14 protein-coding genes and 1 pseudogene are annotated in these 18,725 nt (G+C 69.1%); 6 read left to right on the top strand and 9 right to left on the bottom strand.

The window, feature by feature from the left end:
* Positions 1–3 precede the first annotated feature (3 nt).
* Positions 4–1,824: a glycoside hydrolase family 15 protein gene (locus tag ACFYT4_RS26685; RefSeq protein WP_389274061.1), complete on the bottom strand. Its 1,821-nt coding sequence runs from the start codon at positions 1,822–1,824 to the stop codon at positions 4–6.
* A 350-nt stretch (positions 1,825–2,174) separates the two neighbouring features.
* Between ACFYT4_RS26685 and ACFYT4_RS26690 the strand changes: the two genes are divergently transcribed.
* From ACFYT4_RS26690 to ACFYT4_RS26705, 4 genes are all read left to right on the top strand, one after another.
* On the top strand, positions 2,175–3,260 hold the full coding sequence (locus ACFYT4_RS26690) for a DUF389 domain-containing protein (protein ID WP_389274064.1): 1,086 nt from the start codon (positions 2,175–2,177) through the stop codon (positions 3,258–3,260).
* Between the two features lie 113 nt (positions 3,261–3,373).
* The gene (locus tag ACFYT4_RS26695) at positions 3,374–4,288 is read left to right on the top strand and encodes an aldose 1-epimerase family protein (protein WP_389274067.1); all 915 of its coding nucleotides are present in this window, start codon (positions 3,374–3,376) and stop codon (positions 4,286–4,288) included.
* Positions 4,289–4,500: 212 nt separating this feature from the next.
* Complete coding sequence (locus tag ACFYT4_RS26700; RefSeq protein WP_389274069.1) at positions 4,501–4,842, top strand: hypothetical protein; 342 nt, start codon at positions 4,501–4,503, stop codon at positions 4,840–4,842.
* Positions 4,843–4,894: 52 nt separating this feature from the next.
* Entirely contained in the window at positions 4,895–5,272 is a 378-nt protein-coding gene (locus tag ACFYT4_RS26705) for a hypothetical protein (RefSeq protein WP_389274072.1), read from the top strand.
* A gap of 227 nt (positions 5,273–5,499) precedes the next feature.
* On the opposite strand, the gene ACFYT4_RS26710 is transcribed toward ACFYT4_RS26705, so the two are convergent.
* From ACFYT4_RS26710 to ACFYT4_RS26725, 4 genes are all read right to left on the bottom strand, one after another.
* Positions 5,500–5,949, bottom strand: a complete 450-nt coding sequence (locus ACFYT4_RS26710; protein ID WP_389274076.1) for a hypothetical protein — start codon at positions 5,947–5,949, stop codon at positions 5,500–5,502.
* Between the two features lie 1,223 nt (positions 5,950–7,172).
* Positions 7,173–8,384 carry a cytochrome P450 gene (locus ACFYT4_RS26715; protein ID WP_389274079.1) on the bottom strand — a complete coding sequence of 404 codons (1,212 nt, stop codon included), beginning with the start codon at positions 8,382–8,384 and terminating at the stop codon, positions 7,173–7,175.
* Between the two features lie 13 nt (positions 8,385–8,397).
* Positions 8,398–9,789 carry an NAD(P)/FAD-dependent oxidoreductase gene (locus tag ACFYT4_RS26720; RefSeq protein WP_389274082.1) on the bottom strand — a complete coding sequence of 464 codons (1,392 nt, stop codon included), beginning with the start codon at positions 9,787–9,789 and terminating at the stop codon, positions 8,398–8,400.
* On the bottom strand, positions 9,786–10,013 hold the full coding sequence (locus tag ACFYT4_RS26725) for a ferredoxin (RefSeq protein WP_389274085.1): 228 nt from the start codon (positions 10,011–10,013) through the stop codon (positions 9,786–9,788). The genes ACFYT4_RS26720 and ACFYT4_RS26725 overlap by 4 nt, the downstream gene beginning before the upstream one ends.
* A gap of 630 nt (positions 10,014–10,643) precedes the next feature.
* Between ACFYT4_RS26725 and ACFYT4_RS26730 the strand changes: the two genes are divergently transcribed.
* Complete coding sequence (locus tag ACFYT4_RS26730; RefSeq protein ID WP_389274089.1) at positions 10,644–10,982, top strand: hypothetical protein; 339 nt, start codon at positions 10,644–10,646, stop codon at positions 10,980–10,982.
* Here ACFYT4_RS26730 and ACFYT4_RS26735 read toward each other — a convergent pair.
* From ACFYT4_RS26735 to ACFYT4_RS26750, 4 genes and pseudogenes are all read right to left on the bottom strand, one after another.
* Positions 10,946–11,378 (bottom strand): annotated as a pseudogene (locus tag ACFYT4_RS26735) (IS110 family transposase); the annotation flags it as partial. The gene ACFYT4_RS26730 and the pseudogene ACFYT4_RS26735 overlap by 37 nt on opposite strands.
* A 362-nt stretch (positions 11,379–11,740) precedes the next feature.
* A complete protein-coding gene (locus ACFYT4_RS26740) occupies positions 11,741–12,640 on the bottom strand; it encodes a hypothetical protein (protein ID WP_389274093.1) in 900 nt (299 codons plus the stop codon).
* A gap of 101 nt (positions 12,641–12,741) precedes the next feature.
* Positions 12,742–13,854 carry a S1 family peptidase gene (locus ACFYT4_RS26745; protein WP_389274095.1) on the bottom strand — a complete coding sequence of 371 codons (1,113 nt, stop codon included), beginning with the start codon at positions 13,852–13,854 and terminating at the stop codon, positions 12,742–12,744.
* A gap of 771 nt (positions 13,855–14,625) precedes the next feature.
* Complete coding sequence (locus tag ACFYT4_RS26750; protein WP_389274098.1) at positions 14,626–15,288, bottom strand: hypothetical protein; 663 nt, start codon at positions 15,286–15,288, stop codon at positions 14,626–14,628.
* A gap of 593 nt (positions 15,289–15,881) precedes the next feature.
* On the opposite strand from ACFYT4_RS26750, the gene ACFYT4_RS26755 reads away from it, so the two are divergent.
* Complete coding sequence (locus tag ACFYT4_RS26755; protein ID WP_389274101.1) at positions 15,882–18,725, top strand: BTAD domain-containing putative transcriptional regulator; 2,844 nt, start codon at positions 15,882–15,884, stop codon at positions 18,723–18,725.

The raw sequence follows: 18,725 nt of genomic DNA on the forward strand, positions 1-18,725 counted from the left end.
GGGTCAGCGCCCGTTCTCCGCGTCGAGCGCCTCGTCGAGGGTGGTGGCAGCCATGATGAGCGACAGGTGGGTGAACGCCTGGGGGAAGTTGCCCAGTTGCTCCCCGCTGGGACCGATCTCCTCGGCGAAGAGCCCGACGTGGTTGGCGTAGGTCTGCATCTTCTCGAAGGTGTAGCGGGCCTGGAGCAGCCGCCCCGCCCGGGCCAGCGCGTCGACGTAGAGGAAGGTGCACAGACTGAAGGTGCCCTCCGAGCCGCGCAGCCCGTCCGGCGACGCGGCAGGGTCGTAGCGGTAGACGAGGCTGTCGGAGACGAGCCTGCGGTCCATCGCGTCGAGCGTGGAGAGCCAGGCCGGGTCCTTCGGGGCGATGAATTCGACCCTGGGCATGAGCAGCAGGGAGGCGTCCAGGACGTCGCCGCCGTAGTGCTGGACGAACGCGCCCTCCTTCTCGCTCCAGCCCCGCTCCATGACCTGCTTGAGGATGGAGTCCCTGGCGTTGCGCCACTTGTCCAGGTCGGCGGGCCTGCGGAAGTGCTCGACCAGGCTCAGCCCATGGTCGAAGGCGACCCAGGACATCACCCGGCTGTAGGTGAAGTCCTGGCGGCCGCCGCGGGTCTCCCAGATGCCCTCGTCCGGCCGGTCCCAGGCCTCGGCGAACCAGTCCAGCGTCCTGGTCAGCGCCTTCCATCCCCGGTAGGTGGTCTGCTGTGCGATCTCGCGGCCCTGGGACAGCGCGTAGAGGGCCTCGCCGTAGATGTCGAGCTGGAGCTGGTCGGCGGCGCCGTTGCCGATGCGGACAGGGGAGGAGCCGCGGTAGCCCTCGAAGTGTGCGAGTGTCTCCTCGGGCAGGTCGGGGTTGCCGTCGACCCGGTACATCGTCTGGAGCGGCTCGTCTTCCGTGCCCTCGCGCTCCAGCAGCCTGTCGACCAGCCAGTGGATGAAGGCGGTGGCCTCATCGACGAAGCCGAGGTCCAGCATGGCGCGTACGGACAGCGCGCTGTCGCGTACCCAGGTGAAGCGGTAGTCCCAGTTGCGCTCTCCGCCGACCTGCTCGGGCAGGCCCATGGTGGCCGCCGCGATCAGGGCGCCGGTGGGGGCGTAGGTGAGGAGCTTGAGGGTGATGACCGAGCGGTGCACCAGCTCGGGCCAGCGGCCCCGGTAGCGGGACTGGTGCAGCCAGGTCTGCCAGAAGAGGCCGGTGTTCTCGACCTGCGCGGTGAGCCCGTCGACTCTCAGGGGTGCGGGTGCCTCGCCGCCGGAGGCGCAGACGGTGAACACGGCGCCGCCGTACTCGCCGGTGCTCAGCGTCACCCTGCCGCCTGCGTCCTGGCCGTCCCGCTCCAGCGGGAAGGAGGCTTGCAGGTGCGCGTCCATCCCCGGGGCCCGGAACAGGCCGCTGTTCTCGACGAGGTCCAGCCGGTGCTCGGCCCGGCCGTAGTCGAAGCGCGGCCGGCACTCGAGCGTGAAGTCGACGGTTCCCCGCACGCAACGCACCACGCGGACCAGAGTGTGACGGTCGGTGGCGACGCGGGTCTGGTCCGGAGGCATGAAGTCGACCACCTCCCCCACGCCGTCGGGCGACAGGAACCGGGTCACCAGAATGGCCGTGTCGGGGTAGTAGAGCTGCTTGCACGCCAGGTCGGGGTGCTCGGGGGCGAGCCGCATGTACCCGCCGCGGTCATGGTCGAGCAGGGCGGCGAAGATGCTCGGCGAGTCGAACCGGGGAGCGGCGAACCAGTCGACGACTCCCTGCGACGAGACGAGCGCGGCGGTCTGCAGGTCACCCACCAGGCCGTGCTCGGCGATGGGAGGGTAGCGGTCCATTGGCTGCTCCGAAGTCTCGGAAAGAGCCCTCTGGCCCACTATCCGCCACTCGGGTGGCCCTTGCCACGGCAGAGCGATCGGTGGCCGACCTCCCACGGACCCGGCGGCGACGGTCCGTGGACCGCCACCCTTGCGGCGCAATGGCGACCGGCCGCAAGTCCGGAATGTGCGGTCCCGCTCGCTTCGGCCGCCTGGCCGAGGTCCCGGCTGAAGCGACCCTTCTCGGCTTGCCGACCGCCTTGCATCCGGGCGTTACTGACGGGGATCGACCGGTCACGGATGGTTCCGGGCCCGGTGTTCCGGCACCGCGGCGCCTGGTCGGGTCCGCCGTCGAGGGCCGGAGGTTGTGCATGGAGATGATCCACGTCCGGCTGGTGAGTCCCCCGGATCTCACTCCCCGGGCGGTCGGGCTGCTGACCGACGGCCGCTATGTCTTCAACATGGTCGTGCTTCCCGAACTGGCGCACAACCCCGACGGCGACGCGATCGAGTGCGACATCCTCACGGGTGCGGCCAATACCGTGCTGCGCGGCCTGCGAGAGCTGGAACTCGACCGCCGCGGATCCATCGTCATCGAGCCGGTCGAGATGGCCTTCTCCGGTATCGCGGCCGAGGCGGAGCAGCAGCAACTCGGGGCGCTCGCCCACGTGCCCGTCTGGGAGGAGGTCGAGGCGCACATTCGCGCCGAAGGCACCTACTCGCCGAGCTTCTACGTCTATCTGGTCATCGCGGGCGTCATCGCGGGCGTCATCGCGGCGGTGGGAATCCTCACCAACTCCCAGATCCTGATCGTCGCGGCGATGGTCGTCGGACCGGAGTACGGAGCCATCACCAGCATCGCGCTCGGCATCGACCGCGGCAACGGCACCAGAATCCGGCAGGGACTGTCCGCCCTGACCTCGGGATTCCTGCTGGCCGTCGTGGTGACCTTCCTGTTCTCGTGGGCGATCCGGGGCCTCGGCCTGCAACCCGAGGCATTCGACCTGGGCATCAGACCGGTGTCCTCACTGATCGACGCCCCCAATGTCTTCTCCGTCGTCGTCGCGGTGCTGGCGGGCATCGTCGGCATCGTGTCGCTGACCCAGGCCAGGACGAGCGCGCTGCTCGGCGTTTTCATCTCGGTCACCACCATCCCGGGCGCTGCCGACATCGGAGTCTCCTGCGCGTTCTCCAACTGGAGTGAGGCCCGCGGATCCCTGGCCCAACTCCTGCTCAACATCGTGCTGCTGATCGTGGTGGGCGTGCTGACGCTCAGATTCCAACGGGCTGTCTGGCGGCGCATCGGCCGACGCACCGGGCACTCAGGCGCCAGATGGCCCCACCGCCCCGTCCGGGAACACCGCAAGCGCCCGTGCACCGCCGCGCCCGCCGCCGGCTGTGGCTCCAGTGGGCGAACGTGCCGGGCGATTCCGCACACAGGAACGTGTCACGCTTGACCAGGCCTGTGCGGGGCCGCACGCTCCCGACGAGGAGGCCGGGGATCGCAGGCCACCACTACGGCCACGCCCACGTGCGAGGACGTCGGCCGGGCGGACCGAGGAGGCCACGCGTGCAGGAGAGCCGTACCGGACGGCAACTGATCCTCCGTCATGGCACGCAGCGTGCCGTCATCGTCGAGCTGGGCGCGGCGCTCCGGTCGTACGCGGTCGGTGAACGCACAGTGGTGGACGGATTCGCCGAACAGGACCGGATCACCGGCGGGCGCGGCCAGATCCTCGTGCCGTGGCCCAACCGGATCCGAGACGGCCGGTACCGCTGGAACGGAGAGGACCTGCAACTGCCGCTCACCGAGCCGGCCGGCGGCAACGCCATCCACGGGCTGCTCCGATGGGTCGCATGGCGGGTCGTGGAGGCGAACGACAGCCGGGCCGTCCTGGAGGTTCCGCTGTGGCCGCAGCCGGGTTACCCGTTCCACCTCCACGTCCGCGCCGAGTACACCCTGGGCGAGGGCGGGCTCGACGTCGCCGTCACCGCCCGCAATCTCGACGTGAGCGCCGCACCCTACGGCTTCGGCCAGCATCCCTACATCACCGCGGGCACCGCGGTCGTCGACCAGGCGGTGCTGACCGTCCCCGCACGGACGTGGCTGCGCACCGACGAGCGCGGCCTGCCGGTGGCCGCCGAGCCGGTGGCCGGGACGGCGTACCACTTGCGTACGCCACAGGCTGTCGGAACCCTCCAACTGGACACCCCCTTCGGTGACCGCGACGCGGACGGGCGGGCCGTGGTGCGCCTGGCACACCCGTCGGGTGCGTTCGGCACGGATGTGTGGCTCGGTGAGGGCGTCGACTACGTACAGCTTTACACCGGCGACACCCTTCCGCCGGAGGAACGCCGCCGCGCGATCGCCATCGAACCGATGACCTGCCCGCCGGACGCCTTCCGCAGCGGCACCGGACTCGTCAGCCTCGACCCCGGCGAGCGGCACGCCGTCCGCTGGGGGATCACGCCGTGGGGGGAGTGACGGCGCCCTCGTGGTCCTCGACCTGATTCTCGTCGGGCCGGGGAAGACGTCGCGATGTGGACCTCCGCGGGCTTCGCCGCACCGGTGCGGCCCTGAGGCCCGGTAGCCGTAGTCGCGACGCGGCACTCCGCCGAGGTCTCATCCGGCCCATCGCGCATCCGGCCGGCAAGAGCACCGACTCGTCCCACCATCACGCAGCGAAAGGGCCACCCGTGACGACGAACCAGGTGCTCACCGGCGTGAGCCTGATCCTGGTCCTCGCCGTCGGATCGCAGATCCTGGCGAGCCGCCTGCGTATCCCCGCCCTCATCGTCCTGCTGCCGGTCGGCTTCGCCGCCGGCGCGCTGATCGACGACGTCAACCCCGAGCGGCTGCTGGGGGCGGCGTTCTCACCGCTGGTGTCGCTGGCCGTCGCCGTGATCCTCTACGACGCGGGCCTCGGGCTGGACCTCGCGAGGCTGAAGGGGCACACCCGCCGGGTGGCGGCCGCGACGATGCCGCGCGGCGGCGCGCGAACGCATCCGACAGGCCGGAATCGACCTTGCGCCCGGTGAGCTGCTGGCCGCCGCCACCGGTGGTGCCGCCGGACTGGAGGGCATCACGGCGGTGTACCTCCTCACCGCCGAGGACGACTTCAACGCCCTGGCGGTGGTGCTTCTGCGCGGCAGTGTGGAGGGTACGGTCGGCCGCCTCAACGCACCGCCCGAGAGCCATGGCGTGGTGGCGCCGTTCCTCGGCGGCGAGGGCCTGTTCGGCGCGGATCTGACCTGGGCGGCTTTCTCCCGCAGGTACGAGGACGGGGCGGCCGTCCTTTCGCAGCCTGCCGGCGATGCGCTGCCGCCCGGCTGCGATCTGCTGTTCCTGGTACGGCCGGACGGGCGCCTTGAGCCGGTCACGGAAGGCAGCGGGCCGGTGCCCCGGCCGGGGGACACGGTCGTCCTGCTCGCCCCGGGCGGGCGGGGTGCCGAGAGTCCGCCGGAATAGGCCGCCGGCCGCCGACAGGACCTTCACGCTCCTGGGTCCGTATTCGGGCCTCGCCTGTGGACCCGGCTGGGGTGGGAACGGGGCCTCGGTGTGCCCGCCGCTCCCGACAACCGCGAGTTCCAGGGGAAGCACCCGCGTTCCGTAACCCGCCGGACGCCCGTCAGAGCTGGGCCGGGGGTTACCGGTGCGCCTCCGCGCACCCGGCTCCGGGACGTGACCGGGCAGGGTCAGACCCGCTCGCCGGGAACGTGGCGAGGCACAGCGAGCAGCCCGTAGATGACGAGCACGGACAGGGCCATGGTCGCCAGGGACCAGAGAGGGAAGGTGGAGAGGAAGATCAGCTGGCCGACCAGGCAGGCGCCGGCCAGCACGATGCCGGTGATCCGCGCGAATCTCGACCCCATGAATACGCCCAGGCCGGCCAGGATCTGCGCGATACCGACAAGGATCCACACCCAGCCCCAGGCGTCATAGTTGAAGATGAGCAGCCGGTTGCCGTGATCGGCGGTCGTGGTGTAGTAGCCGTTGTCCAGCAAGGCGACGAAGCCATTGATGATGTCGAACAGTCCGCTCAGGATCAGGAGGACCCCGGCGAAGGCCGCCCAGTGCGACCGCTCCAGCGGCGGCCGGTCGGGCGGTGACGCATCTCCGCCCGAAGCAAGAGACTCTGGTTGCATAACCCCACCACACCCGGCGGTGCGAGACGCCGCAACAAGTGGTGCGCTGCTGGGGTGAGAAGGGGCCCAAGCGATCCGTGCCCATGACACGGGGTCCTCCGAAGCCCGCAAGCCGGACCAGCGCGACGGTGTGCCGGCGCACGTCAGCACTTCCTGGGGACAGCCAGGGCTCCGGGAAACGCTGCATGGGTGAACGCGGTCTCGACCTCAGGTCTGCGGGGGAGGGCGGGCAGCGAGCGGCGTGAACAGCGGCGGATCGAGGTCTCGGAGCTGCCGGACGCTTTCGCCGTGGGCGAGCTCGAAGGCGAGGCCCTACAAGAGCGCGGCAGGGGTGTGCGAAGAGGTCTTCTGCGGCCAGCCGCCGTCGGCAAGGGGCCGAGTGGCCTCGGCGGTGCCAGCTCTGCGAACTGGGAGACATCCCCGCCCCCGACGTGGAGATCACTGTCCCGCGCCGCCGGACGACGACCGAGACCTCCGTACGCCTGCGCACTGCCCCTGTGGGGACCACGGAGACCACGGTGGTTGACGGTCTGCCCGTCACCACCACCAGCCGCACGGTTGTCGACCTGCTCCAGGCCAAAGCCGACGGCGGTCACATCGGCGGCGTCATTGCCGAAGCCGAACGCCGTGACCTGAGCAATCTGGATGAGCTCGCCGGACGGGTACAGCCCACGCCCGTAAATACGGCCTCAAAACCATGCCACCGGACGCGACCTGATCGACCACCTTGTCGCGCAGGCTGGCGAAAGCCCGCGCCGCCAGGAAGCCGACCGAGCAAACTAGGGAGGGTTCGACGCAGCCTTCCACGGGATGGCCGAACGGCACGTTGCCTCGCTTCTGGGCGCTACTGGACAGGATCGCCGCGCACCGCCGCGCCGCCGGGCCGAGTCCCATCGTGAAGGACTTCCTCCGGGATCTCGCCGGGCCGAGTCCCGCCGTGATGGAAGCGATTCGGAAGATCACTCAGAGGAAACGGCTCTGTCGCAGATTCGGTGGTAACGGAGAGTCATGGACAGAGTGCCTGATTGAGCCGTGCGGACGTCCACCCGGAACTCCCGCCCTACTTGGTGGCGGTCCCAGAACCCAGGTGTCGTATGGCAGCCTGAGCTGGGCGAATCACTGCATGTAACGATCGTCACCGTTCGTTACCACCGAATGTGAGACAGGGCCGTTAAATTGACACACCCATGAGCGAGGCTTGGCCTCCTCGCTCGGCTGTCGCGTCAGCCGTCGCCCTGCTCGATGTGCAGATGGATCGGGCCGCGAAGAACGGGGCTGCGCCGGTACGGCGGTGGGTCGGCGACCAGCCGGGGTCGGTCGAGGCGGCGTACCAGCTCGTTCAGCGCGATCTGGGTTTCCCGCCGGGCCAGTGGGGCGCCGAAGCACAGGTGGATGCCGCTGCCGAAGCCGAGGTGCTTGTTGTCTCGCCGATCGGGGTCGAAGCGGTCGGGATCCTGGAAGCGGTTCGGATCGCGGCTGCCCGAGGCCAGCATGAGCATGATCCGCGAGCCCTTGGGGATGACCGTGTCCGCGACGGTGATGTCGCTGTAGGACGCCCGCCACGGAATGATCTGCACGGGAGGCTCGTAGCGCAGCAGTTCTTCGACCAGCGGGACGACGAGGCCCGGTTCGTCGCGCAGTCGCTGCAGCACCTGGGGGTGGCGCAGCAGGGTCAGCATGCCGTTGGTGATGAGGTTGACCGTGGTCTCGTGGCCGGCGATCAGCAGAAGGTTGGCGGTGGCGACGATTTCGTCGTCGGTCATCCGCCCGTCCGGCCCGTCATCGTTGGCCAGCCGTGACAGCAGGTCGTCACCCGGTCGGCCGTGGCGTTGCTCCACCAGCCCGCCGAGGTACTCGCGCAAGTCCGTGGTGGCCTGCTGGCCGTTCGTCAGCTTCTCCTTCGGGTCGGTCTTGGGGTTGTAGTCGATCGAGTCGATGATGGCGTTCACCCACTGGTGGAACCCCGGTTCGTCCTCGCGTGGCACGCCGAGCAGGTGGCAGATCACGGTGACGGGGAAGGGGTAGGCGAAGTCGTCGACGATGTCGATCCGCTCTTTGCCCGCGAAGTCGTCGATGAGACTGCCGACGGTGGCGGTCAGGTCGGGTTCCAGGCCGACCACCAGCCCCGGGGTGTGCGGCGGGCCGAAGTGGCGCATTGCCATGCGCCGCAGGCGGTCGTGCTCGGGCGGGTCGAGGTTGATGAACGACGGCGTGGCGGATCTCTCGAATCCCGCCACCGTATGCGACAGATTGCGGATGTCGGAGCTCAGGTGCGGGTTGTGCAGGATGTCCGTGAGCTCGCGGTAGGTGCTGATGACGTAGCTGCCGTCCTCCTGCAGTGCCACCGGCGTCTCGCGCAGCTCGGCGTACAGCGGGTACGGGTCGGCCCGGGTGGAGTAGTCGAGGATCCGGAGCAGCGTGTTGGTCGTGGTCATCTCGCTCTCCCTCCTATCGGTGCCGCTGCACGGACGTCACGCGCCGCTCACTCGGGTCGTGGCCGGTGACGACCACGGTGGCGCCCTGGGCGAGCAGGATGGGGCCGGGGAAGTCGACGGGCACCGGCTTCATGTCGACGGGCCGGTCGGGCGTGGGGCAGGGCGGCGGGAAGGGGGCGGCCGTGTCGATCAGCTGCCGGTAGTGGTCCAGCCACTTGGCGTTGTTGAAGCTCACGGCCGCGGTGACGCGGCCCCGGTAGCCGTATGCGGCGACGAAGCGACGATCGGCCACCGATCCCTGGACGACGACCACCTCGTCGGCGAAGGTCGGCACGCCGACGGACTTGATGTTGACGCCGAACTGGATCGACCAGAACAGCGGGATGGACAGGTGCGGCCAGCGGTCCGCCTGTCCACTGACCATGTTGTGCGCCGCGACCTCGGCCTGCTCCACGGCGTTGGCCCAGTGCTCCAGCGAGATGAGCCGGTACTCGTAGATCGGGTTCGGGCAGCGTGCCACGTCTCCGGCGACGAAGACGTCGTCGGTGATCAGGCCGTTGAGGTCGAGGGCGCGGCACCCCGTGTCGCAGGCGATTCCCCAGACACCCGCTGCCAGGCCCGAGTCCCGCAGCCACTCGGTGTTGCGGATGCCCCCGAGTGCCACCACCGCCACATCGGCGTCGATCGTGGTGCCGTCGTCGAAGTGAGCACGGCGGAAGTGCCCCTGCGCGTCGCCCTCCAGCCGGGTGACCTTGACACCGCAGCGCAGGTCGACGCCGTGAGCCCGCTGCATGTCCGCCGCGATCTCACCGACCATGGCACCGAGCGCCCCGACCAGCGGAGCCGGCGCGAGCTCGGCGACGGTCACGGGGATGTCCCGCTCTCGGCAGACGGAGGCGATCTCGGAGCCGGTGAATCCCGCTCCGATGATCAGTACGCGGGAGGGCCCGGCGGCAAGGGCTCGCTGCAGGCCCTCGGCGTGCTCGCGCGTACGTACGACGAACACTCCGTCCAGGGCCGCCTCGCTCTCGACGAACCAAGGCCGGGCCCGCACGCCGGTGGCGATCAGCACCCGGTCGAAGGGAACCTCGCGTCCGTCGGCGAGCCGCACGTGGTCGGTCGCCAGGTCGAGCCCGCTGGCGGGCACGCCCAGCAGCCACTCCGCATCGACGTCACGACGCCGCGGCAGCTTGGTGCCGTCGGCGGGCACCCACCCGGTCAGTACCTGCTTGGACAGGGGAGGCCGGTCGTAGGGCTCGCCCAACTCGTCACCGATCATGGTCAAGGATCCGGTGAAACCCTCGTCGCGCAGTGCCTCCGCGGCCCGCAGTCCCGCCAGTGACGCCCCGACGACCACGATGCGGCCATCGCGCTTGAACGCACGCAGGTTGTCAGCGCTGGTCATGACGTCGACGTCTCCGGTAGTACGTCCCGTCTCTCCAGTTGGTCGACCAGAATCGCTTGGACCGGGCAGGCCGCCGCGGCGCGCAGCACCTGGTCGCGCCGGGCGTCGTCGGGATTCGGGTCGTACATCAGTGCTTCCTCGCCGTGCATCCGGAATGCGTCCGGAGCCAGGAACGCGCACTGCGCATAACCCTCACATCGGGAAAGGTCCACGAGAATTCTCATCCCGACCTCCACAGGGACTGCAAGCTGCGGACCCTGAAGCCGGTGCCACTCCGGCACGCAAAGCGCGGGACAGGCTTCGAGAGAAGGGATTCGGCCGTTGCCCACCCTTGGAAAATGCGTGGGGGGTACACCGCGCTCGTCGGGTCTCAACAGAAAGAACTGAACATCGCGAATAGGGCGATCGGCGTCTGTAAAACCGCCCAGAGAACCTGACCTTGTTGTCAAAAGCTTATCCCGCACGCACATCACCCGCACCCGGGGAAACCGGGCATCCGTGAGCGCCGTTCACTCGCGCGCCGCGTGCCCATGTGGCAAGGACCGCGCGCTGTGGTTGATTCTTTACGCATGGGCCGCTGCAGGTGGCACCGGTACCGCCAGCAGTGCGGGCGGCCTGGCCCGCTTCTCCGCCGCTGTCTCCACCTGGGTCCAGGCCCACACCACACACCTCGCCGTCCTCACAGTGATTGCTGTTGTCGCCGTGACCGCCCTGACACTGGGCCACCGCCCGCGCTCCTGGACCACCAGGCAGCCCACGGCCGAAGCCCGGCACGACGACGTACCCGGCCGGGGGAATCCCGCGGCCACTGCTGCTGACGCCGCCCGCGCAGGACCGCCCCCAGGAAGCACGTGATGAGCACCGCGCCCACCCTCCCCGACCGGCCGCCCGTCCTGGCCCGCCGGATCGCGGGCCGAATACTCGCGGCCACCCTCACCGTGCTGGGCACCGTGACCGCACTGCTCGGCGCCGGACTATCCCTGATCGGCCTGCACTGCGGGGGCGCACAGGTCGCCGCAGGCGCGGGCACCCCGTGGGCCTGGCTCTTCCTCACGGCCGGAGCCGTCCTGCTCGCCGCCACCTGCCTCACCAACCGCCGACACGGAGCTCGCTGCTGCCCGGCCCGCTCCGGACGGCCAGGGAGGTCGGGCCATGCCCCCCGGATCCTGGACACCGTAGACCCGGGATCTTGAGTCAGTTCGGCGGTGACCGCGTCGGTCAGTTCCAGCGAGTGCAGGGTGCGGGGGCGTCCGCGATCACCGCGACGTCCTTCGCGTCGGTCTTCGCCTCGCCCGGGCAGAGATCGGCGATCCTGCGCATCGCCAGTCCGGGCAGGTAGGCGACCTCGCGGCCCGCGTCCCTCGCGACGGTCAGCTGCAGGGCACCGATCGAGGCGGGCTGGTCCACGATCAGCAGGACCGTTCCGAACGTCGCGGTCAGCTTGTCGAACACGGCCCGCAGTCTGGGTTCGCTGTTGGGCAGGGGCTTGTCGAAGACCTTCTTGCCGGCCGGGGTCAGCCGTGACCGTGATGAGCGGTTCTACCGACGTCCGGGCCGGGGAACACGCCCACGTCGCCGGTGTCGAACATTGTGCTGTCAACTCCTCTGGTGCGACCGGCCTTGGTATCGGTGTCGTACACGCGCACCCACGTTATGCAGACCTGTCGTCCGCGAGCTGCCCGGCGTTGCGCCGGGCAGGATGGTTGCCGGACCTCTTATCAGCGTCTCCGACGGCACCTCCCGGGCCCGGCGACACCCCCCAGGTCAACCCTTCGACAGAGGGGACACAGTCATACCGGGCCCGGAGGCCGGCGGCCCTCTTGCAGGACCGCGAAGAACATAACGGGGGGGGTGAGATGTGCTGGTCGACTCAGGCGACCGGTGGACCGCTGGAGTCGACCAGCGTGTGGGTAAAGGCAGTGCACAGCGGAGCTGTGTCAAGGCGCGCGGCTCAGCTCCAGCTCGGCGAGGGCCCGTGGGGTGGCTTGTAGGGAACTGGGCGGCCGGTGTGTCCATCGAGTAGAACACGGTTGCCCACGGGTCGGTCCAGCTTCACCGTCACCTGCTGCAGTTTCCCCTGCTTGGTGCAGTTGCCACCGTCCTTCCGGTTCTTGACGGAGGGCGACAGCACCACGCTGCCTTGTGTTTCCAGCGCATGCACCACGGGGCCGTCGTCACAGACACCGTGTAGGGCGGCCACGATGACCGATCGCCCGTCCCCGGACATCCGGACCAGTTGCTCGAGCGGATGTCCGGGGACGTCGAGGGCCTGCCTGATCGGAGGCTGAGGGAGTTTCGAGGGGATGACGGCGGCCTGCTTGAGGGGAGAGCTGTAGCCCTTCAGGTTGAACAGCCAGGCTGGGACCACCGCCGGTCCGCGGCTGGTGGCCACGATCATCTCACCCAGCTTCGCCCCGGTCACAATGAGGTGTGGCTTGCCGCCGACGCGAGCGACGGCGAGGGCCTTGTACGACTCGTCCGCCCCCACCAGAGGCCGTGTGAGCGATCCATTTCCGGTCCAGTTCACCCGGCCTTCCTTCGGCCAGGTGGCGGGCAACTTGCCTTCTAGGACGAAGCTGTGGCCCTGGAAGGCAAGTTGCTCAGCCTTGCTCCGCAGGCCGCCCTGCGGCAGTTGGATCACGTCGCCCATGGGGTGGAAGCCGACACGCCATTCGGCAGCCGCAGCTGATCCGTCCCAGGCTGCGGCGACCTGGCGGGCCCGCTGTGCCTGTACCTCCGTGCCGCCGCCGGCCTCCTGCTGGCTGCCGCAACCCGAGCCGACCCCCAGGCCGACGGCGGACAAGGCAACCCCAGCTAACAGGCCGGCGGGGCGTGAGCCTCTGATGCGCATATGACACCTCCTGGACGAATGGTGTGGGGGCTGTCCAGTACTTGTGACGGGGCTGGTCCAGGCCAGGTTCCACCGATTGCGGCAACTGGAAGGGGGAGCTGTCAGTAGACGTGAAGGCCACGTTGATTCAGCACTGTCTGCACCATCGTAAAGTAGTTCCGGTAGGTGCCGCTGGAGGAGGAGTTACACACCGTCTCGTCGGTTCCTCCGGAGAGGAGGCCCAGAGCCGTCCTTCCGTTGAGTGCAGGCCCACCGCTGTCGCCGCTCAGAGCACAGACGGACGATTCGAACATGCCGTATAGAGTCTTCCCACCTATGTTGACGGTCGTGTTGTTCCTGGTGATGTGGCCCGTCGTATCCTTACTGAAGGCTCCGACTCTGTCGATTTCTTCTCGTTCCATCGGATAGCGGGAGTTATCAATCTGACGGTAATCGCCACTGCCGTATCGGACCATCCCAAGTGGGTTGATACTGGGGCCGTTTGCCCTCACGGTGGCCCAGTCGCAAGCGCGAGTGACACCGTCACAAAAGCCTTCAGTGCCCGTTCCGAAGTTGTATGCGGTCTGGGTTCCGATTCTGTCCCTGTTGTAGGCGACGTACCAAATGTTGCCGGTACGCTCCTCACAGTGACCGGCAGTGAGCATATAGATCGCCCCCGACGAGTTCTTGGTGTTGAATCCAGCAGAGCAATACCAGCGGCCGGATTCTATCTTTTCGGCGCCACGGAGGTCGGTGGCCTTGAACCTCAGCTTGCTCCTGATCCGGTCGATGCGTATCGCACCCGGATGAGCCGCCGCAACCTTTTTGATCCTGGCCTGACTGGCGGCGGGCACCCCGTCGAAGATCGTGACGCCCACCTGGTTGGCCTGGGCCTCGATACCCCACGCCGTATTGGGGATGTTCCCCAATCGGTCAAGCTTGTGGTGAACGGACGAAAGCTCAGTTGCACTGCGGGCCACCAGTTTCGGGACCCCGCCCGCGTCGCGGATGGTCTGCGCGGCCGCTTGGTCAGTGACAGTGACTACTAAACGTCCGTCCTTGTAGTACACGCCACCGGTCCGGTCATTGCCGAGCTGCTGTGCCAGCGCGGCCGCCCGGGTCGGGTCAGTGAGCGGCTTCGGGGTCTCCTCGGCGGATGCTGGGAGAGTTGCGGCAATCACGGCCAGGAGGGCGACGGAGAGCGTCGGCGCGAGTCTGTTCCGGTCATGCTTCATTGTGTGATCTCCACGAAGAGGAAGTTGCTGGTGCCTGAATTGGTCATGGTGACCGCTCGAAGTTTCGCGGCCAGACAGAGGATTCGAGAAATGGGCGATCTCGAGACGGATCTGATTCCAGGCGATGTCGTGCAGGGACAGGCTGCACAGACCAGCGGTCCGCGCAGCCCGGATTTGGTTCTCAGCCCGGTCCCGTCGGCGGTGCTGCAGTTCAAGTCCCCCCAGCGCCGCCGCAATCCCCCGATAAGCCCCGTGTTCCCAGGATCTGTGGCAGCACAAGACGCTACGACCCGACACCCGCCCCTGGCGACCGGTTCCCCGTGAACTGACCTGTTCCAAGAGGAAACTGACGAAAAAACATGCACGCCCGAATTATCACCAGGTGTTTTACCGGAAACGAGGGCAGGCGCGCCGCTTCCTGAACCAGCCCGGCATCGCTCGAAAACGTCAAGGCCGAAAGCCCTCAAGAAGCGGCGCTCTCCCGGGACCCCGAGGGCTTCTTCGTAGGCCTTGAGTCCTCCACGCGCAACGAAGCTCCGATGATCAAGGGGACCTACCAAGTCGCCTGATCACCGGAGCTTCGATGTGCCGCCAGTCTGCCACCGTCTGCCTGATCAAGCGGCCCTCGTGTCAGCAGCGCGAACTGCCGGACACGGCTGTTCGGTTGGACGCTCTGCCCGACCCGTCGGCCGACGCGGACGGCGTCACACCCCCCACCTCGGTCCTGCTGACCGCCGCCTGGGCGGTCCTGGCCAGCGCCGTTGTCGGCGGTCAGACCATGGGGATCAGGACCCCGGGTAGATCACCGGCCTGAACGGCTTCCTGATCGACGGACAGGCCGCAGTAGTTACCGACGGCTGTGAACACCGCTACGGGCAGCCGGGGCCCGTGCTCCTCGTAGTACGCCACCACGGCGGCCTCCTCCACCTCTCCGATGGACGGGAACACCGCGCCAGCCTCATGGAGCGCCGCGTCCAGGGCCGAGTCCTCCCCGGTGTCCTGCCCGAACTCGGCCTCCCGGGCGCGCTCGTCACCCGGCACATGGATAATCCGCCGCGGCGGGCTCCACGGGTTCATCGTCAGGCAGACGATCTCTTCGCCGGGTGCGGGCCACATCGACCGCACCGATCGGTAGCCGGTGGCCCACGTCGCCATGCCCCAGTCCTCCAGCACGTACACCCACTCGCCGCACGTCCCGTACATCGCGCGATTCACATCAGGCGACAGGCCGTCCGGGCGCCGCCCCGGCACGACGAGGTCCTTGCAGGGCGTGCGGAGGGCGAGCTCGTCGAGGTCGGCGCCCAGCGCGATGAGGAACTCGTCCCCGTCGACGCCACGGGCACAGGTCAGCGATATCCCTCCGAGCATGCCGGGTAAAGGCACTGAAGTGTCCGTGGTGCTGTGTGCGCCCATCCAGGCGATTCCATCACTCATACAGGTTCCTCCGAATTCGGGTCACTTCGTGGCCGCAAAGGGCCCACGAGATCTCCTCAGTCTCTCGCGGGACCCTTCTGGTCCGCTGTCTCGGGTCAAGCGGGGACGCGCAGACGCTCCTGGGCCCAAAGCACTGGCCCAGCGAGCGCGTGGCCCGCCTCGACGCGTTCCGCCGGCTGCACCGTTGCAACCCCCCGACGCCGTCACTCTCCCCTCGGACACCGCAGCCCCATCGCCTACGAAACAGCGCCCCGAGCAACATCAACTACGCTGACACCAGCCGCATAACCGTGTCCAGGATTCGGGGTCAAGCCCCTTCCTCCGTGCGGCTTTTTTGGCCTTCCGTGTATGGAAAAACCGATAGAGGAATGGAGGCTCCCGCCTTCGGTGCCGTCTGTCACTCGACTGGCCGGAATTCCCAGGAGAATCCCAGAGGGCTCCCACTGCTACGGCAGCGCGCGCTGAAGGGCTCCTCGACGGCGGGCGCCCGTTCCGGCGGTCGCGGTGGGCAATACTGAGTCACGACAGGGACGACGGTACGGTTGAGCGTCCTGACAGGGGCGTCCCAAGAGGAGTCTGAGCGGGTGGAACCGGTGAGGTTTGCAGTCCTCGGGTCGGTCCGGGCCTGGCGGGCGGGAGCCGAACTGAATCTCGGACGCCCCCAGGAGCGGGCGTTGCTGGCCCTGCTGCTGATCCGGGCGGGACAGCCCGTCGCAATGAGCGACCTCGTCGCCGTACTCTGGGGGGAACAGCCGCCGCACAGCGCCGTCAACGTGATCCGCCGCCACGTCGGCTCGCTGCGCCGGCTGCTGGAGCCCGGCCTCCCGGTCCGTGCCGCCGGTCGCTGGCTGGTCCGGGCTTCCGGCGGCTACCGGTTGGTAACGGACGCGGAGTCGCTGGACCTGCTGGCGTTCCGGCAACTGAGCGAGGAGGCCCGGCAGGCGGTCGCCGAGAACGCACCCGCGCGGGCACTGGACCTCTTCACCGAGGCCCTTGGCCTGTGGCGCGGACCGGTCGCCGACGGACTCGCACCCGAGACCCGGGCGCTACTGCCAGTGGACACTCTGGACCACGAACACCTCCTGGCTGTACGCGAAGCCGCGGACGCGGCAGTCGCAGCCGGCCGGCCCGGCGCCGTCCTTGCGGAACTGCGCAACGCCGCGGCGGACCACCCGCTGGACGAGCCGGTCCAGGCCCGGCTGATGCTCGCGCTGGCGGCCACCGGCCGACGTACGGAGGCGCTGAGCACGTACGAGGCGGTCCGCGAGCGGCTCGCCACCGAGCTGGGGATCGACCCCGGACCCGAACTCCTCGACGTGCACCGGACCGTGCTCATCGACGCCTCTCCCACCGCGGCCCCGTCGAGGCCACATGTGCAGGCGCTGCCGACCCCCGCCCAACTGCCCCACGACCTGCCCACGTTCACCGGGCGGCGGACCGAGCTGGACCGAGCGCTCGCCCTGTTCCCCGACGGCCCCGGCACACCCAGCACGGTCACGATCGCAGCGATCAGCGGCATGGCGGGCGTCGGCAAGAGCACCTTCGCCGTGCACCTGGCCCACCGGATAGCCGACCGCTTCCCCGACGGGCAGCTCTACGCGAACCTGCGTGGATACGACCCTTCCGGGGCGACCGTGCAGTCGGTGGACGCCGTCCGCGGCTTCCTGGACGCACTCGGCGTACCGCCCGAACACATCCCGCGTTGCCCGGACGCCCAGGCCGGGCTCTACCGCAGTGTCCTTGCCGGTCGGCGCGTCCTCGTCGTGCTGGACAACGCCCGCGACACGGAGCACGTACGCCCGCTGCTGCCCGGCACCTCCGGCTGCCTCGCCCTCGTCACCAGCCGCAACGAACTGTCCGGGCTCGTGGCCGCGCACGGCGCCCACACGCTGACGCTGCGCCCCTTCGACGGCGAGGAGTCGCGGGAACTGCTCGCCCATCGCCTCGGTGCCGACCGCGTCACCGCCGAACCCCGCGCGGTGAGCGAGATCACCCAGCGCTGTGCGGGTCTGCCGCTCGCGCTGGCCTGCCTCGCCGCCCGCGCCGCGGCCCGCCCCCACTTCCCGCTGTCCGTCGTCGCCACCGAACTACGCGAAGCACACGGCAGTCTCGACGCCTTCACCATGCCCGACGTCTCCGTCGACGTCAGCACCGTCTTCTCGTGGTCCTCCGGTGCCCTGTGCGCCGACTCAGCCCGCCTCTTCCGGCTCCTCGCACTCCACCCGGGACCGGACCTCACCGCGCCCGCAGCAGCCGTTCTCGCCGGCATCCCGGTGCGGCGGAGCAGACTGCTGCTCGCTGAACTGGTCGGCGCCCATCTGGTTACCGAGCACGCGCCCGGACGCTACGCATTCCACGACCTGCTCCGTGCCCACGCGACCGAACTCCTGCGCACCCGGCACGCCGAGACCGAACGCCGGGAGGCCGCACACCGGCTGTACCGGTACTACGAGGCCACGGCTCACGCAGCCCGTGCACTGCTGGCGCCCGCCGCGGACCCCGTACCCGACCCCCCGAGCGCGACGGCCGCCGGGGCGGTGTCCGACGACCGGGGCGCGCTGGCCTGGCTCACCGCCGAATACGCCGTGCTGCTCGCCGTCGTCGCCGCAGCCGCCGCGTCCGGCCACGACCGGCTGGCATGCGGGTTGATCTGGTCCCTGGAGCCGTTCTTCGACCGCCGGGGCCACTGGCACGACGGGCTGGCCGCCCACCGCACCGCGCTCGACCTGGCGCGGCGCCTGGACGACCCGCGGACCACCGCCCGCGCTCTGCGCGGACTCGCTCGCGCCGAGGGCCGGGTCGGTTTGCACGAGCAGTCCCGGCCGCGTCTGGCTGCTGCCCTGGACCTGACCGTCGAACTGAAGGACGACATCGGCCGGGCCCACACCCACCGCAGCCTCGGCTGGGAGAGCGACCAGCAGGGCGATACCGCCGGCGCGCTGCGCCACAACCGACAGGCGCTCGACCTGTTCACCGCCGCCGGGCACCGGCCGGGTCAGGCTTCCGTCCTGAACTCCGTCGGCTGGTACCACGCCCAGCTCGGGGAGTACCGCGAGGCACTCCGCCACTGCTACCGGGCGCTGACCACGCTCCAGGAACTCGGGGACCGCTACGGAGAGGCCGCCACCTGGGACAGCATCGCCTATGCCCACCACCACCTGGGGCGCCATCCACAAGCCATCGTCGGCTACCGGAACGCACTGCTCCTCTACCGTGAACTCGGTGTTCCGTACCTGGAGGCCGAGACCTTGAACCGCATGGGCGACACCCATCTCGCGACCGGCGGCATCGAGGCGGCCCGCGACTCCTGGGGGGAGGCGCTCACCCTCTTCACCGAATTGGGGCACCCCTTGGCCGAGCAGGTCAGCGCGCGGCTGGACGCACAGCGGTGCGAACGAGCCGACGGCAACCTGACCGCCAGAGGCAGCACCGCCTGA

The organism is Streptomyces sp. NPDC004609 (assembly GCF_042873655.1).
In the GTDB taxonomy this organism is placed as follows: Bacteria; Actinomycetota; Actinomycetes; order Streptomycetales; family Streptomycetaceae; genus Streptomyces.

Excerpts from the sequence above, each read along its gene's own strand:
- ACFYT4_RS26730 (WP_389274089.1), top strand. The coding sequence starts at position 10,644 with ATGAGCACCGCGCCCACCCTCCCCGACCGGCCGCCCGTCCTGGCCCGC.
- ACFYT4_RS26690 (WP_389274064.1), top strand. The coding sequence starts at position 2,175 with ATGGAGATGATCCACGTCCGGCTGGTGAGTCCCCCGGATCTCACTCCC.
- ACFYT4_RS26750 (WP_389274098.1), bottom strand. The coding sequence starts at position 15,288 with ATGAGTGATGGAATCGCCTGGATGGGCGCACACAGCACCACGGACACT.
- ACFYT4_RS26745 (WP_389274095.1), bottom strand. The coding sequence starts at position 13,854 with ATGAAGCATGACCGGAACAGACTCGCGCCGACGCTCTCCGTCGCCCTC.
- ACFYT4_RS26685 (WP_389274061.1), bottom strand. The coding sequence starts at position 1,824 with ATGGACCGCTACCCTCCCATCGCCGAGCACGGCCTGGTGGGTGACCTG.
- ACFYT4_RS26725 (WP_389274085.1), bottom strand. The coding sequence starts at position 10,013 with ATGAGAATTCTCGTGGACCTTTCCCGATGTGAGGGTTATGCGCAGTGC.
- ACFYT4_RS26710 (WP_389274076.1), bottom strand. The coding sequence starts at position 5,949 with ATGCAACCAGAGTCTCTTGCTTCGGGCGGAGATGCGTCACCGCCCGAC.
- ACFYT4_RS26740 (WP_389274093.1), bottom strand. The coding sequence starts at position 12,640 with ATGCGCATCAGAGGCTCACGCCCCGCCGGCCTGTTAGCTGGGGTTGCC.
- ACFYT4_RS26720 (WP_389274082.1), bottom strand. The coding sequence starts at position 9,789 with ATGACCAGCGCTGACAACCTGCGTGCGTTCAAGCGCGATGGCCGCATC.
- ACFYT4_RS26715 (WP_389274079.1), bottom strand. The coding sequence starts at position 8,384 with ATGACCACGACCAACACGCTGCTCCGGATCCTCGACTACTCCACCCGG.